15 protein-coding genes are annotated in these 13,784 nt (G+C 69.5%); 10 read left to right on the top strand and 5 right to left on the bottom strand.

Annotation, left to right across the window (positions count from 1 at the left end; genetic code table 11):
* The first annotated feature begins 8 nt into the window (after positions 1–8).
* From ACQ754_RS06605 to lipB, 4 genes are all read left to right on the top strand, one after another.
* A complete protein-coding gene (locus ACQ754_RS06605; RefSeq protein ID WP_440996211.1) occupies positions 9–1,166 on the top strand; it encodes a D-alanyl-D-alanine carboxypeptidase family protein in 1,158 nt (385 codons plus the stop codon).
* Between the two features lie 62 nt (positions 1,167–1,228).
* On the top strand, positions 1,229–2,029 hold the full coding sequence (locus tag ACQ754_RS06610; RefSeq protein WP_440996298.1) for an aminotransferase class IV: 801 nt from the start codon (positions 1,229–1,231) through the stop codon (positions 2,027–2,029).
* The gene (locus ACQ754_RS06615) at positions 2,026–2,298 is read left to right on the top strand and encodes a YbeD family protein (RefSeq protein ID WP_440996212.1); all 273 of its coding nucleotides are present in this window, start codon (positions 2,026–2,028) and stop codon (positions 2,296–2,298) included. The genes ACQ754_RS06610 and ACQ754_RS06615 overlap by 4 nt, the downstream gene beginning before the upstream one ends.
* Positions 2,295–2,936, top strand: a complete 642-nt coding sequence (lipB, locus tag ACQ754_RS06620) for a lipoyl(octanoyl) transferase LipB (RefSeq protein WP_440996213.1) — start codon at positions 2,295–2,297, stop codon at positions 2,934–2,936. The genes ACQ754_RS06615 and lipB overlap by 4 nt, the downstream gene beginning before the upstream one ends.
* A gap of 9 nt (positions 2,937–2,945) precedes the next feature.
* Here the strand turns inward: lipB and ACQ754_RS06625 are convergent, their stop codons facing one another.
* Genes ACQ754_RS06625 through ACQ754_RS06635 form a run of 3 tightly spaced genes read right to left on the bottom strand, consistent with a single transcriptional unit; the run spans position 2,946 to position 4,824 of the window.
* The gene (locus ACQ754_RS06625) at positions 2,946–3,692 is read right to left on the bottom strand and encodes a HesA/MoeB/ThiF family protein (protein ID WP_440996214.1); all 747 of its coding nucleotides are present in this window, start codon (positions 3,690–3,692) and stop codon (positions 2,946–2,948) included.
* A 12-nt stretch (positions 3,693–3,704) separates the two neighbouring features.
* A complete protein-coding gene (gene prmC / locus ACQ754_RS06630) occupies positions 3,705–4,562 on the bottom strand; it encodes a peptide chain release factor N(5)-glutamine methyltransferase (protein ID WP_440996215.1) in 858 nt (285 codons plus the stop codon).
* Positions 4,555–4,824: a Trm112 family protein gene (locus ACQ754_RS06635; RefSeq protein WP_440996216.1), complete on the bottom strand. Its 270-nt coding sequence runs from the start codon at positions 4,822–4,824 to the stop codon at positions 4,555–4,557. The genes prmC and ACQ754_RS06635 overlap by 8 nt, the downstream gene beginning before the upstream one ends.
* Before the next feature lie 132 nt (positions 4,825–4,956).
* On the opposite strand from ACQ754_RS06635, the gene clpX reads away from it, so the two are divergent.
* The 3 genes from clpX (at position 4,957) to dksA (ending at position 7,953) form a co-directional block, all read left to right on the top strand.
* Positions 4,957–6,171: an ATP-dependent Clp protease ATP-binding subunit ClpX gene (gene clpX / locus ACQ754_RS06640; RefSeq protein WP_440996217.1), complete on the top strand. Its 1,215-nt coding sequence runs from the start codon at positions 4,957–4,959 to the stop codon at positions 6,169–6,171.
* An 86-nt stretch (positions 6,172–6,257) separates the two neighbouring features.
* Entirely contained in the window at positions 6,258–7,328 is a 1,071-nt protein-coding gene (locus ACQ754_RS06645; RefSeq protein WP_440996218.1) for a 3-deoxy-7-phosphoheptulonate synthase, read from the top strand.
* Positions 7,329–7,518: 190 nt separating this feature from the next.
* The gene (gene dksA / locus ACQ754_RS06650; RefSeq protein ID WP_440996219.1) at positions 7,519–7,953 is read left to right on the top strand and encodes an RNA polymerase-binding protein DksA; all 435 of its coding nucleotides are present in this window, start codon (positions 7,519–7,521) and stop codon (positions 7,951–7,953) included.
* Between the two features lie 136 nt (positions 7,954–8,089).
* On the opposite strand, the gene prfA is transcribed toward dksA, so the two are convergent.
* A complete protein-coding gene (prfA, locus tag ACQ754_RS06655; RefSeq protein WP_440996220.1) occupies positions 8,090–9,181 on the bottom strand; it encodes a peptide chain release factor 1 in 1,092 nt (363 codons plus the stop codon).
* Positions 9,178–10,452, bottom strand: coding sequence for a glutamyl-tRNA reductase (gene hemA, locus ACQ754_RS06660; RefSeq protein ID WP_440996221.1), 1,275 nt, complete (start codon positions 10,450–10,452; stop codon positions 9,178–9,180). Before hemA ends, prfA begins: the two co-directional genes overlap by 4 nt.
* 140 nt (positions 10,453–10,592) lie before the next feature.
* On the opposite strand from hemA, the gene ACQ754_RS06665 reads away from it, so the two are divergent.
* From ACQ754_RS06665 to ispE, 3 genes are read left to right on the top strand one after another with little or no spacing between them, the layout of a single operon-like run.
* Positions 10,593–12,302 carry a tetratricopeptide repeat protein gene (locus ACQ754_RS06665; protein ID WP_440996222.1) on the top strand — a complete coding sequence of 570 codons (1,710 nt, stop codon included), beginning with the start codon at positions 10,593–10,595 and terminating at the stop codon, positions 12,300–12,302.
* Complete coding sequence (gene lolB, locus ACQ754_RS06670; RefSeq protein WP_440996223.1) at positions 12,299–12,904, top strand: lipoprotein insertase outer membrane protein LolB; 606 nt, start codon at positions 12,299–12,301, stop codon at positions 12,902–12,904. The genes ACQ754_RS06665 and lolB overlap by 4 nt, the downstream gene beginning before the upstream one ends.
* A gap of 2 nt (positions 12,905–12,906) precedes the next feature.
* A complete protein-coding gene (gene ispE, locus ACQ754_RS06675; protein ID WP_440996224.1) occupies positions 12,907–13,779 on the top strand; it encodes a 4-(cytidine 5'-diphospho)-2-C-methyl-D-erythritol kinase in 873 nt (290 codons plus the stop codon).
* Positions 13,780–13,784: the final 5 nt, after the last annotated feature.

Here is a 13,784-nt window from a genome sequence, read left to right on the forward strand (position 1 = left end):
AAGCCAAGATGGCAAGATTCTCCAAGGCATTCATCGCAGTCACCGGCGCCCTGCTGCTGTGGGCATGCGGCGCCGCGAGCGCCCAGACGCAGCCCATCCCGGTACCCGATCCACCGAGCGTGGCCGCCGAAAGCTACATCCTCATGGACTACCACAGTGGCCGCGTGCTCGCCGAGCGCAATCCCGGTCAGCGCCGTGACCCCGCCAGCATCACCAAATTGATGACGGCCTATACCGTGTTCAAGGAGCTCGAGGCGGGGAACATCTCCGCCGACGACGAGGTGGTGGTCTCGGAGCGGGCCTGGCGGGCGCCGGGCTCGCGAATGTTTATCGAGGTGGGCGACCGGATCCGCCTGGAGGACCTGCTGCGGGGGATGATCATTCAATCCGGTAACGACGCCAGCATCGCCATGGCGGAGCACGTGGCCGGCAGCGAGGATACCTTCGCGCAGGTTATGAACCAGTACGCCGACGCGCTGGGCATGGAAAACACCCACTACGTCAATGCCACCGGCTTGCCCCATGAGGACCACTACTCCAGCGCCGAGGATACCGCGAAGCTCGCCCGTGCCCTGATCAGCGAGTTCCCCGAGTACTACGAGTACTACTCCGAGCGCAACTTCACCTGGAACGGCATCGAGCAGAGCAACCGCAACAAGCTGCTCTGGCGTGACGACACGGTGGACGGGCTGAAGACCGGCTATACCCAGGCGGCGGGCTACTGCCTGGCGAGCTCGGCGGAGCGGGAGGGCATGCGGTTGATCTCGGTGGTTCTGGGTGCGGCGAACGCCAATGCCCGCCTGAATCAGAGCCAGTCCCTGCTCAATTACGGGTTCCGCTTCTATGAGACCCATCGGCTCTACGAAGGGGGAGCGGAGCTCACCGACGTCCGGGTGTGGAAGGGCGACAGCGACCGTTTGCCGCTGGGGATTCGCCACGACCTGTACGTGACCGTTCCCAAGCGCCAGTATGATCGGTTGGAGGCGAGCATGAGCGTGGATAGCCGTATCGTCGCGCCGGTGCGCCGCGGTGACGCCTTCGGCGAAGTCGCGGTGTCCCTGGACGGTTCGCCGGTCGCCGATGTGCCGTTGGAAGCCCTCGAGGACGTGGGGGAGGGCGGCATGGTGGGCAACCTGATGGATGAGGTCCTGCTTTGGTTCCAGTGACCGATCCACCGGCCTACGTCAACGGCGAGTGGTTGCCGCTCTCGGCGGCCCGTATCTCGCCCATGGACCGGGGTTTTCTCTTCGGTGACGGTGTCTACGAGGTGATCCCGGTGTATGCCGGCCGCCCCTTCCTGCTCGACCGACACCTGGCCCGGCTGGCGGACAGCCTCGCCGCGATCGGCATCGAGGCGTGCGCCCTGGATGCCAGCGCCATCGTCGACGGCCTCCTCGAGGGGGTCGATGCCGACGCGGCGGTGTACCTGCAGGTGACCCGGGGTGCGGCCCCGCGTCGGGATCACCGTTTCCCCGAAGGGGGGAGCCCCGGGGTGTTCGCTTACCTTGCCCCGCTATCCCCGCCTCCGGGGGATGATGGGGGTGTGGACGTGGTCCTGCGTGATGACTTCCGCTGGGGCCGTTGCGACATCAAGTCGACGTCGCTGCTCGGCAACGTGCTGCTGCGCCAGGCGGCGGAAGAGGCAGGGGCCGCGGAGGTGCTGCTGCTCCGCGAGGGACGGGTTACCGAGGCCTCAGCCAGCAATGTGTTCGCGGTCATCGACGGGGTGGTCACCACCCCGCCGCTGGGCCCGGAGCTACTCGCCGGGGTCACGCGGGGCCTGATCCTGGAGCTGGCCCGAGGCGAGGGCATGGCGGTCGCCGAGCGGCCGCTGCCCCGGGAGGCCCTGGATGACGCCGAAGAGCTGTGGCTGACCAGCTCCACCCGCGAGCTGTTGCCGGTGGCACGGGTCGATGGCCGGCCGGTGGGCGCGGGCCGGCCGGGGCCGTTGTGGCAACGGTTGCGGGCCGCCCTCGACCGGCGGAAGGCCGCCTTTGTCGCCGGCGGGAATGCGGTGGAGGGCGTATGAGTGAGTCGAGCGATAGCCCCTTCGAGTTCCCGTGCGACTTCCCCGTCAAGGCCATGGGTCGTGCCGGGGTAGATCTCGAGTCCAGCGTCCGCGAGCTCATCGGCCAGCACGCCGAGGAGGTGGCCGGAGCCGAGGCGGTCCGGGTGGCGGAGAGTCGAAACGGCCGATTCATTTCCGTGACGGTCACCGTGCGGGCTACCAGCCGGGCGCAACTGGATGCGATCTACCGGGCCCTGCACGACCATGACGATGTCCTGATGACGCTGTGAGCGCGGCGGCCGTTAACGACGCAGCCCTGATCGTCCGGGAGCTCGGGCGGGTGGCCTACGAGCCGACCTGGCGGCGCATGCAGGCATTCACCGACCGGCGCGGGCCCGCCGACAGCGACGAGGTCTGGCTGCTCGAGCACCCGCCGGTGTTCACCCAGGGGCTCGCCGGGCGATCCGAGCATGTCCTGGCCCCCGGGGATATCCCCGTAGTCGCCGTGGACCGCGGGGGGCAGGTCACCTACCACGGGCCCGGGCAACTGGTCGCCTACCTGTTGGTGGACCTGCGCCGTCGGGGGCTCGGCGTGCGGCGCATGGTATCGGTGCTGGAGGGCGCCGTGGTCCGCGTGCTCGCCGACCTCGGGATCAGTGGCCATCTCCGCCCTGACGCCCCCGGCGTGTACGTGCGTGACGCAAAGATCGCCCAGGTGGGGCTACGGGTACGGCGCGGCTGCAGCTACCATGGATTGTCTTTCAATATCGATATGGACCTGGAGCCGTTCTCCCGGATCAACCCTTGCGGTCATGCCGGCCTGGAGGTGATCGACCTGCGAAGCCTCGGGGTGAGCCTGCCCATGGGCGAGGCGCGGCGTCGGCTGCTCGCGGCGGTGGAGGCGGAGCTCACCGGCGCCGGAAACTGATGCCGGGGATCAGGTGCCGCCGCAGATCGGGCAGTCCGGGTCGCGGCGCAGGCGAAGGGTCCGGAAGCGCATGGTACTGGCATCCACGGTGAGCAGCCGGGAATCCAGGCCCTCGCCCAGGCCGGTGAGGCATTTGACTGTTTCCACCGCCTGAAGACTGCCGAGCACGCCGGTTAGGGGGCCGAGGACGCCGGTCTCGCTGCAGGTTTCCGCCTCTCCCCCCGCCTCGGCGAAGACGCATCGGTAGCAGGGCGCTTCAGGACGGTCCGGGCGGTAGACGGCGAGTTGGCCCTCCATGCGGATCACCGCGGCGGAGATCAGCGGTCGGCGCCGGGCCACGCAGGCGCGGTTGACCGCGAAGCGTGTGGCGAAGTTGTCGCAGCCGTCGGCCACCGCGTCCACCCCGGCGACCAGGGCGGGGAGGTTGTCGTCGCCCAGCGGCGTGGTCACCGTCTCCAACGCCACGTCGGGATTGAGGGCACGCAGACGTTCCGCAGCCGCCTCCGTCTTCGGCCGCCCGATGTCATCGCTGGTGTAGAGGATCTGGCGCTGCAGGTTGGTCAGCTCCACGCGGTCGTGGTCGGCGAGCACCAGGCGGCCCACGCCGGCCGCCGCCAGGTACAGGGCCGCCGGGGATCCCAGACCGCCGAGGCCTACGATGAGGACGCTCGCCTCGAGCAGGCGTTGCTGGCCTTCGTAGTCCAGACCGGGGAGCATGATCTGGCGGCTGTAGCGCAGCAGCTGATCGTCGTCCATGGTCCCAGTGTACTACCGTGGTTCCGCGGAGGAGGCGTCACGGCGGCCGCCGCTGACGCGCTCGTGGCCCGCCAGGTCCCGCCAAGTCTCAATTGCCCGGAAGCCGGCGGCGGCGAGGAGCGAGCGGACCGCCGGCCCCTGGCGCCAGCCATGCTCGAGCAGCAGCCAGCCCTTCGGCAGGAGATGGGCCGGGGCCGCGGCGATGATGGTGCGCAGCGCCGCCAGGCCGTCCTCGCCGGCGAGCAGTGCCGCGCGCGGCTCGAAGGCGGCGTCCCCTTGCCCGGGCTCCGGCTCGTCCGTGCCGATATAGGGTGGGTTGGCGACGATCAGGGGAAGATACCCGGCCGGGAGGGCTTCCAGCCAATCCCCCTCCAGCACCTCCACCCTCGCGGCCATACCGAGGCGATCCGCGTTCTCCCGCGCCACCATGGCAGCCGCGCCGCTGAGCTCCGTGGCAAAGATCCGGGCATCCGGCCATTCCCGGGCCAGGGCCAGGGCGACCGCCCCCGTGCCGGTGCCCAGGTCCGCGAACGCCTCCGGGGGCCGCTCCGCGACCGCGAGGGCCGCCTCCACCAGGGTCTCGGTCTCAGGCCGGGGTATCAGGGTGTCCCGGGTGACCCGCAGGGGCAGGCTCCAGAACTCGCGCTCGCCCACGAGATGGGCTACCGGTTCGCCGCGTTCCCGCGCCGCCAGCAGCGCCTCATAGCGTGCCTGCTCCGAGGGCCCCACGGGATGCTCCGGCCAGGCGTGCAGCCAGGTGCGGGAGCGGCCGAGCACGTGGCCCAGCAATAGCGCGGCATCCAGGCCGGGACTCTGCCCGGCCCGCAGGCGCCGGTGCCCGCCCTCGAGCAGTGTCGCGACGTCAGCCACCGATGCCGAGCTGGCGCACCGGGATGCCGCGCTCCTCAAGCATCACCGGGATGCCGTCCTCCACCGGGTAGACGCGCTCGCCGTTGCGGGTCACCAGGCCCTCATCCAGGGGTTCGGTGAGGGGGCTGTCGTCCATGCTCCGCAGCTCACCGGCACGGATGGCGTCGTTGAGCCGGGCGAGCTCATCGCGGCGCAGCGGTCGCACCGGGATCTTGGTCACCGGGCAACAGAGGATGTCCAGTAGCTTTCGGTCCAGGGCCATGGCTCGCTCCACGGGTGTACGGAAACCGATGATAGCAGCCCCGCAACCCTGGCGTCTGCGTTCAGGGGTTCTATAAAAGGGGGGCAGGGGCGGTGATTGCCGCGCACCACCATAGCGGGAGGAGGTAGCGTCATGGCCGAGATGGCACAGCGCGGACGTATCGGTGGCAGGGCATGCTCCGAGAGCACGTGTTCATTCTGCGGGCGTACCGGCTCATCCCTTTCGGCGCTGGTGGCGGTGAGCGGTGCGTCCATCTGTGCGGTGTGTCTCGGTGAGTGCGCGCGTATCCTAGACACCCCTGCGGGCGCGGCGGAGGTCGCCCCCACCGCGCTGCCCAAGCCCCGGGAGATCCATGATTTCCTGGATGGTTACGTGATCGGCCACCAGCACGCCAAGCGTTGCCTTTCGGTAGCGGTCTACAACCATTACAAACGCTTGCGACGGCTGCGCTCGCCTGCAGAGGCGGAGATCGGCAAGAGCAACGTATTGCTTCTCGGCCCCAGCGGCACCGGCAAGACCCTGCTCGCCGAGACGTTGGCACGCACGCTGGAGGTGCCTTTCGTCTCCATAGACGCCACCGCGCTCACCGAGGCCGGCTATGTGGGTGATGACGTCGACATCGTCGCCGAGCGCCTGCTGCAGGCGGCCGGCGGTGATGTATCCCGTGCCGGCTGCGGTATTGTCTACATCGACGAGGTGGACAAGCTGGCCGCGCGGGGAGAGGGGCCAGGCCATGGCCGGGATGTCTCCGGCGAGGGTGTCCAGCAGGCCCTGCTGCGCCTGCTCGAGGGCAGCCGTATCCCCGTCCCCCAGGCCCGCCGCAGTCCCCGTGCCCCGGTCCCCGAGCTGGATACCCGGGAGGTGCTGTTCATCTGCGGCGGGGCCTTTGCCGGACTGGGGAGGGTGATGGCGGGGCGGCGTCATGCGGGCGGGATCGGTTTCGCCGCCACCCCCGACGGCGCCGCGGCCGTGCCCCAGGCGCCCGCTGCCGATGACCTCGTCGCTTATGGACTGCTGCCGGAGCTGGTGGGCCGGCTTGCGGTGACCGTGCCCTTGGACGCGCTGGATGCGAAGCGTCTGCGCCGCATCCTCACCGAGCCCCACGATGCCTTGGTCCGCCAGTATCAGACCCTGTTCGCCATGGACGGCTGCCGCCTGGTGTTCACCTCCGAGGCCCTGCAGCTCGTCGCCGAGGAGGCGCTGGCCGCCGGCACCGGGGCGCGGGGGCTGAGGTCCGTCCTCGAGCGGGTGCTGCTGGAGCCGATGTATACCGCCACGGACGGGGAGCTGGTCATCAGCGGCGAGGACGTCGCCGGTACCCGCGGCGGGCTGCGGCGCACCGGCTGATTTCCTGGCGCGTGGAAACTTGCAAGGGGGCACCGTATCATGATCCCTTAATCAGCCTAGCGACGGACCCGCCACGGGGATCAGCAATGACCGAAGTGCATATCGACAACCTCAACGTGGTCGCCCAGGAGATCCTGCCGACCCCTATCGAGGCCAAACAACGGCTGCCGCTCACCGAGGCGGCCCGTGCCACGGTGCTCGAGGGCCGCGAGACCGTGGAGAAGATTATCGACGGCGAGGACCACCGCCTCCTGGTGGTGGTCGGCCCCTGCTCCATCCACGACGTGGATGCCGCGAAGGACTATGCGGAACGGTTGAAACGGCTGCATGATGAGCTCTCCGACAGCCTGTTCCTGGTCATGCGGGTGTATTTCGAGAAACCCCGGACCACCGTCGGCTGGAAGGGCCTGATCAACGACCCGTACATGGATGATTCCTTCCATATCGAGGAGGGCCTGTTCCGGGCGCGGGAACTGCTGTTGCACCTGGCTGACATAGGGCTACCGGCGGCTACCGAGGCCCTGGACCCCATCACCCCGCAGTACCTCGGGGACCTGATCACCTGGACGGCCATCGGTGCGCGCACCACCGAGTCCCAGACCCACCGGGAGATGGCCAGCGGCCTGTCCACCCCTGTGGGCTTCAAGAACGGTACCGACGGCAGCCTGGACGTCGCGATCAATGCCCTGCGTTCCGCAGCAAGCCCCCACAGCTTCCTCGGTATCAACCAGGAGGGGCAGTCGGCGATCATCCGTACCCGGGGCAACCGTTACGGCCACGTGGTCCTGCGCGGCGGCAAGCAGCCCAACTACGACTCGGTGAGCATCGCCCTGTGCGAGAAGGATCTTCGCGAGGCCGGCCTGCGTACCCAGATGGTGGTGGACTGCAGCCACGCCAACTCCAACAAGGATCCCGGGCTGCAGCCCCTGGTGGTGGACAACCTCGTCAATCAGATCCTGGAGGGCAATCGCACCATCATGGGCGCGATGATCGAGAGCAACATCGGTTGGGGGAACCAGAAGCTCGCCGGCGATCCCGCCGAGCTGGAGTACGGGGTCTCCATCACCGATCCCTGCATCGACTGGTCGACCACCGAGACCGTGCTCCGGGACGCCCATCAGCGCCTCGCGGGCGTGTTGCGCCAGCGGGCGGCCTGAAGGAACCGCCGGGGACCATCGACTGTCTGTCGTCCTTGACGAGTGGTTGACCGGCGGGGTAAACAGCGCCTCTGAGCGCCCGCCCTCGCGGCGATCAAACGGAACAGGGCGCGGCCCGTGTGGCCGCTGCCCAGACGATAGGGGTGTCGGCGATGGCTTGGCCGGCGTCCCGTCTATGGAGGAGTGACGAATGCCCCAGAAGCACAATACCCTGCCAGTCCGCGGGATCGAGCCGTATCAGCCGGCGGAGGGCGAGGAGTACATGAATGACGCCCAGCTCGAGCACTTCGAGAAGCTGCTCATTGCCTGGAAGCGTCAGCTCCAGGAGGAGGTCGAGCGCACCATGAGCCATATGCGCGACGACGCCAACAACTATGCGGATCCGGCGGACCGGGCCACCCAGGAGGAGGAGTTCGCCCTCGAGCTCCGCACCCGTGACCGCGAGCGCAAGCTCATCCGCAAGATCGATCAGACCCTGGAGCGCATCCGCAAGGACGACTACGGTTTCTGCGAGCAGTGCGGCGTGGAGATCGGTTTGCGCCGGCTCGAGGCCCGCCCCACCGCCACGCTCTGCGTAGACTGCAAGACCCTCGAGGAGATCCGCGAGAAGCAGCGCGTCGCCTGAGGCGGCGCGCTGCCACGAAGTGGTTCTAAAGCCGCAGATTAACCCTGATGGACGCGGCTGGTGCGTGGCGGTGCTCGCCGAATCCGCGTGCATCCGCGTCCAACAGTGGTCCATTCCCTTCCACGGCGATATCCGCTCAGAGTGATTCTTCGGCCATCGCGGCGAGCTGGTCCGCTTGGTGCTCGCGGACCAATGGCCCGATGATCGGATCCAGGTCCCCCTGCATCACCTCCTCGAGCTTGTAGAGCGTGAGATTGATGCGGTGGTCGGTGACCCGGCCCTGGGGAAAGTTGTAGGTGCGGATGCGCTCGGAGCGGTCACCGCTGCCGACGAGCCGGCGGCGGGTCTGTATCTGCTCCGCCGCCTGGGCCTCGCGCTGGCTGGCCATGAGCTTGGCCTGAATCAGTGACAACGCCTTGGCGCGGTTCTTGTGCTGGGAGCGCTCGTCTTGGCACTCCACCACAATGCCCGTGGGTAGGTGGGTCATGCGCACCGCCGAGTCGGTCTTGTTGACGTGCTGGCCGCCGGCACCGGAGGCGCGGAAGGTGTCCACCTTCAGGTCCGAGGCGTTGATTTCCATCTCGGCGATCTCGTCGGCCTCCGGCATCACGGCCACAGTGCATGCCGAGGTATGGATCCGGCCTTGGGACTCAGTCTCGGGGACGCGCTGGACGCGGTGTGCGCCGGATTCGAACTTCAGGCGCGAGTACACCGCGTCGCCGTTGATGCGGGTGATGACCTCCTTGTAACCCCCGTGCTCCCCGAGGCTCTCGGAGATGATCTCCATTCGCCAGCCCTGGCGCTCGGCGTAGCGGGCATACATGCGCAACAGATCACCGGCGAACAGCGCCGCCTCATCGCCGCCGGTGCCGGCGCGGATCTCCAGGAACACGTCCTTGTCGTCATCGGGGTCGCGGGGCAGCATCTGCACCTCGAGCTCGCCCTCCAGCTCCGCGAGCCGCTCGCCGAGGCGTTCGGTTTCCTCCTCCGCCATGGCGCGCAGCTCTGGGTCGGCCTCGTGGCGCATCTCCTGTGCCGAGGCCAGGTCCGCCTCGGCGGCGCGGAAGGCGTTTAGCGTGGCCACCAGGGGCTCGAGCTGGGCATACTCCCGGGACAGGCTGGCGAAGCGCTTCTGGTTACCGATCACCTCGGGGTCGGCCAGTAGCGCCTCGATCTCCTGGTGGCGTTCGGCCAACTGCTCGAGCTTGCGTCGCAGACTCTCCTTCACGATGACTCGCCCTCGTCGTCGCCCAGCCCCAGTACCCGGCGGCCGGCGGCGAGCGCCGCGCCATCGCCGTCCCGTGCGACCTCCCGCAGCCCCACCGTCGGTGGGTGCAGGAGCCGATTGGTCAGGGTATGGGCCAGATATTCCAGAACCGCCTCCGGGTCGTCGCCCCGGCGTAGCCGCCGGCGGGCACGGCTGAGCACCGCCTCCCGCTCCTGATGGGCGCGGCGTCGGAGGCTGCGGATGGCGCTCACCGCATCCAGGCTGCGCAGCCAGGCCATGAAGCGTTCAGTCTGCACCTCGACGATGGTGCGCGCCTGCTCGGCGGCTGCCTCCCGGGAGCGCATATTGTCCTCGATGACCTCGTGGAGGTCATCCACGGTGTAGAGGTAGACGTCCGGCAGGGTGGCTACCTCGGGCTCGATGTCCCGCGGCACCGCGATGTCCACCATGAACATGGGTCGATGGCGGCGGTGGCGCAGGGCGCTCTCCACGCTGCCCTTGCCGAGGACCGGCAGGGTGGCACCGGTGGAGGCCACGATGATGTCCGCACCGCCGAGGCGCCGCGGGATCTCGGCCAGCCCGATGGCCTCACCATGGACCTCGTCGGCGAGCTGTCGGGCCCGCTCCACGCTGCGGTTGGCGATGATCAGATGGCCGATGCCCTGCTCGCGGAGGTGTCTGGCCGCCAAGTCGATGGTTTCGCCGGCCCCGATCAGGAGCGCGGTGTGGCCTTTCAGTGCGCCGAAGATCTGCCGGGCCAGGGTCACCGCGGCGAAGGCCACGGACACGGGGTGGCTGCCGATACCGGTCTCGGTGCGGACCTGCTTGGCCACGGAGAAGGCGTGGGTGAACAGCCGGTCCAGCGTCGCCCCTACCACACCGGCGTCCGCCGCCGTCTGCCAGGCGAGCTTGGTTTGGCCGAGGATCTGGGGTTCGCCGATCACCAGCGAGTCGAGCCCCGCGGCGACCTCCATGAGGTGGGTGACCGCCGCCTCGCCATGGTGGGCGTAGGTATACGGTGCCAGCCAGCCCGCCCGGAGTTGGTGTGTGCTCTCGAGCCACGTGCGCAGGCCTTCCGCGGGGCATTCGTCATCGAGCACCGCGTACAGCTCGGTGCGGTTGCAGGTCGACAGCAATACGGCCTCGTCCACGCCCGGATTACCCGCGAGGGCGCGGAGCGCCTCAGCGAGGTGGTCGGGCTCGAACACCACGCGCTCTCGGACCTCGATGGGGGCGCTCTTGTGACTAAGGCCTAGGGTGACAACGGGCATGCATTACCGGGCGGCGTGCCGAAAGCCGAATTGTAGAGCACTGCCGCCTCTACACAAACCGCCGTGGTGGCAGGGCTTGCCCCGTCGGCCGTAATATGGGGACGAACCGCGTCCCACACCAGGGAACCAACGAGGAGCGCATGGGGCGAATCACCATCGTGACTGTATTGTCGGCCGTGCTGCTGGCCGGCGGCTGCGCGACCCGGCCCGACACCGGCACGCCCCCCGCGCGGCAGGAGCTTGCGCCGGATGCCGCGGGGATGGAGGCGTCCGCTCACGACCGCCTGCTTTTCGAGCTGCTGGTGGGGGAGTTCGCCGGCAGCCGCGGGGCCTTCGACCAGGCGGCGGAGGCGTATTCCCGGGCGATAGAGCTTTCCGGCGACGCCGCGGTGGCCGAGCGGGCCGCGCGGGTCGCGCTCTACGCTGAGCGCTTCGGCCTGGCTCGCACCGCAGCCGAGCGCTGGCTGGCCTTGGATCCGGTGGCGAGGGAGGCCTATCGGATCGCGGCGGTGAGCGCCCTGCGTGAGGGCAATCCACGCGAGGCGGCGGAGGCATTCCTCGCCTTTCTGCCCGAGGGGGGTGCGCAGCGGGATCAGGCCCTCGACCGCATCGGCTCCGCGCTGGCGCAGGAGCGCGATGGGGCGGCGGCGCTCCTGGTGGCGGAGCGCATCGCCGGCCGGTTTCCGGATAACCCTCACGCCCAGCTCGCCCTCGCGCGGGTGGCGCTCGGCACCGGGGAGGCGGGGATCGCCCTCGGTGCCAGCCGGGATGCGCTCGCCCTGCGCGGGCAGTGGCGGGCCGCGGAGCTCCTGGAGGTCGAGTCGTTGCGACGCCTGGGCCGGGAGCAACAGGCGCTGCAGCGCCTGGACGCCATGGTCGCCGCGTCTCCGGGGGACTACGAGCTGCGCCGGGAGTACGCTCGTGCCCTGGCTGCGGCGGGGCGGCCGCAACAGGCACTCGAGCAGTTCAATGCCCTGCTTGAGCGTCAGCCGGACGACGGGCGCATTCTCCTGTCCGGGGCGCTCCTGGCCCTGCAGTCGGGCCACCACGACCAGGCGCGGCAGTGGCTCAAGCGACTGCTCGCCATCGGGACGCGTACCCATGCCGCCAATTACTACCTCGGTCGGCTGGCCGTGGACGAAGGGGATTACGCCGAGGCGATCCGCCGCTTCCGGCAGGTGGGCGGCGACTACGCCATCGATGCCCGCCTCGGTGAGGCTTCCGCCATGGCGCTTTCCGGGCGCCTGGTCGAGGCGCGCCGACTGCTGGGCGCCCTACGTACCGAGGAGCCCGACGCCGGGGTGCGGGCCTACGCCACGGAGGCGGAGCTGCTTCGTCGCCGGGGGCGGGTCGATGAAGGCCTGGCGGTACTCGACGAGGCCCTGGAAGCGTTTCCCGGCGACACCGATCTCCTGTATGCGCGGGCAATGACCCGAATCCAGGCGGACCGGGTGGAGGCGGCCACGCGCGACCTGGAAGGAATCATCGAGCAGGAACCGGACAACGCCACGGCGCTCAACGCCCTTGGTTATACGCTTGCGGACCGGGGTGAGGAGCTCGACCGCGCGCAGACGCTGATCGAACGAGCCTACCGCCTGGCGCCGGATGACCCAGCGGTGATCGACAGCATGGGCTGGGTGGCCTACCGCCAGGGGCGGCTGAAGGAGGCCCGGGAGTACCTGGAGCGGGCCTGGGGGTTCGGTCGCGACCCCGAGATCGGGGCCCACCTGGGCGAGGTCCTCTGGCGGCTCGGGGAGCGGGATCGCGCGCGGGCCATCTGGGACGAGGCGCTATCGGTGAACCCCGACCACGAGGTCCTCCGCGAGACGGTAGAGCGGCTGCGCCCATGAGGGACGTGCGGGCCCTGGCGGTGTTCCTGCTGGCGGCATTGGTGACCGGCTGCGGCGTCGCGCCACCGGAGCCGGCCGGCGAGCAGAGTATCCTGGGGGTGGATGACTGGGAGGCGCCGGATGTCCCGGCGGCCTGGGGCTTGAGCGGTCGTGCGGCGCTGCGCGCCGGTGACGAGGCCGCCACGGTATCGGTCTCCTGGCGCAGCGATGGCGAGCGTTACCGCCTGACCCTGAATGGTCCCCTCGGTTCAGGGAGCGTGCGGCTACAGGGCTGGGATGGCCGGGTGATCCTGCGCACCGGCGATGGCCGGCGCAGCGAGGCGGATTCGGCGCGGGTATTGTTGTGGCGCGAGACCGGCTACGACCTCCCGGTGGCCTACCTGCGTTGGTGGGTCCGGGCCCTGCCGGCGCCGGGCCTCGGCGGGGAGGTCGCCTTGGATGCCAATGACCGGCCCGTGCGGCTCCACCAGGGCGATTGGACGATCATCTATGACGACTATCGCCGGCTGGAGGGTCATTCCCTGCCGGGGCGGCTGTCCGTGGAGGGGGAGGGGGTAGGACTGCGCCTTGCCGTGCGGCAGTGGCGGCTCGGCGAGGAGTGAGCATGCCCGTCGCGACCATCCGCTCCGCGGCCTGGCCGGCACCGGCGAAGATCAACCGCTTCCTCCATATCGTCGGTCGCCGGGCGGACGGCTACCATGAGTTGGAGACCCTGTTCCAGTTCCTGGATCGCTGTGACCTTCTCGACTTCGAGGTGGATCGCTCCGGTGAGGTCCAACGCAGCGGCGGGCTCCCCGGCCTCGCCGCCGGGGACGACCTCGCGGTACGTGCCGCGCGGGCGCTGCAGCGCGCCACGGGCAGCCCGGCCGGGTGCACGGTGCGTGTGGCTAAGCGCCTCCCCGCCGGCGGTGGTCTGGGTGCCGGCAGCTCCGACGCGGCCACCACCCTCGTGGCGTTGAACCACCTCTGGGGGACGGGGCTGGGGGTGGCGGCGCTCGCCGACATCGGCCTTGCGCTGGGCGCGGATGTGCCCGTGTTCGTGCATGGCCATGCGGCCTGGGCGACGGGGGTGGGGGAGCGAGTGACGCCGGTGGCCCCGGACGAGCCCTGGGTCGTGGTGGTCGACCCCGGCGTGAATGTCAGTACCGCCGCGGTTTTCGGCGCTGAGAAATTGACACGCAACACCCCGCGTATCAGAATACCGCGCCTTGACACGGGGTCACTCGGCAATGACTGTGAGCCGGTGGTTCGCGAGCGCTACCCTGCGGTGGCACAGGCCATGGACTGGCTCGGGGGCTTTGCCCGGCCGCGGTTGACGGGAACCGGCGGGTGCGTGTTCGCGACCTTCCCGGAACGCGCCGGTGCCGATGAGGTGGTGGCGCGGCTGCCGCGGCAATGGCGGGGGTTCGTGGCCCGGGCGCGCAACACCTCACCACTGCTCGGCCGGCTGCAGGAGGCACAGGAGTGCCGCCGGTGACCGCA

The sequence above is a fragment of the Arhodomonas sp. SL1 genome, from assembly GCF_052060015.1.
GTDB lineage: Bacteria > Pseudomonadota > Gammaproteobacteria > Nitrococcales > Nitrococcaceae > Arhodomonas.

Bases quoted from the DNA above. Each gene is read 5' to 3' on its own strand.
- ACQ754_RS06605 (WP_440996211.1), top strand. From the start codon at position 9: ATGGCAAGATTCTCCAAGGCATTCATCGCAGTCACCGGCGCCCTGCTG.
- ACQ754_RS06610 (WP_440996298.1), top strand. From the start codon at position 1,229: ATGGACCGGGGTTTTCTCTTCGGTGACGGTGTCTACGAGGTGATCCCG.
- ACQ754_RS06615 (WP_440996212.1), top strand. From the start codon at position 2,026: ATGAGTGAGTCGAGCGATAGCCCCTTCGAGTTCCCGTGCGACTTCCCC.
- ACQ754_RS06625 (WP_440996214.1), bottom strand. From the start codon at position 3,692: ATGGACGACGATCAGCTGCTGCGCTACAGCCGCCAGATCATGCTCCCC.
- ACQ754_RS06635 (WP_440996216.1), bottom strand. From the start codon at position 4,824: ATGGCCCTGGACCGAAAGCTACTGGACATCCTCTGTTGCCCGGTGACC.
- clpX (WP_440996217.1), top strand. From the start codon at position 4,957: ATGGCCGAGATGGCACAGCGCGGACGTATCGGTGGCAGGGCATGCTCC.
- ACQ754_RS06645 (WP_440996218.1), top strand. From the start codon at position 6,258: ATGACCGAAGTGCATATCGACAACCTCAACGTGGTCGCCCAGGAGATC.
- dksA (WP_440996219.1), top strand. From the start codon at position 7,519: ATGCCCCAGAAGCACAATACCCTGCCAGTCCGCGGGATCGAGCCGTAT.
- hemA (WP_440996221.1), bottom strand. From the start codon at position 10,452: ATGCCCGTTGTCACCCTAGGCCTTAGTCACAAGAGCGCCCCCATCGAG.
- ACQ754_RS06665 (WP_440996222.1), top strand. From the start codon at position 10,593: ATGGGGCGAATCACCATCGTGACTGTATTGTCGGCCGTGCTGCTGGCC.
- lolB (WP_440996223.1), top strand. From the start codon at position 12,299: ATGAGGGACGTGCGGGCCCTGGCGGTGTTCCTGCTGGCGGCATTGGTG.
- ispE (WP_440996224.1), top strand. From the start codon at position 12,907: ATGCCCGTCGCGACCATCCGCTCCGCGGCCTGGCCGGCACCGGCGAAG.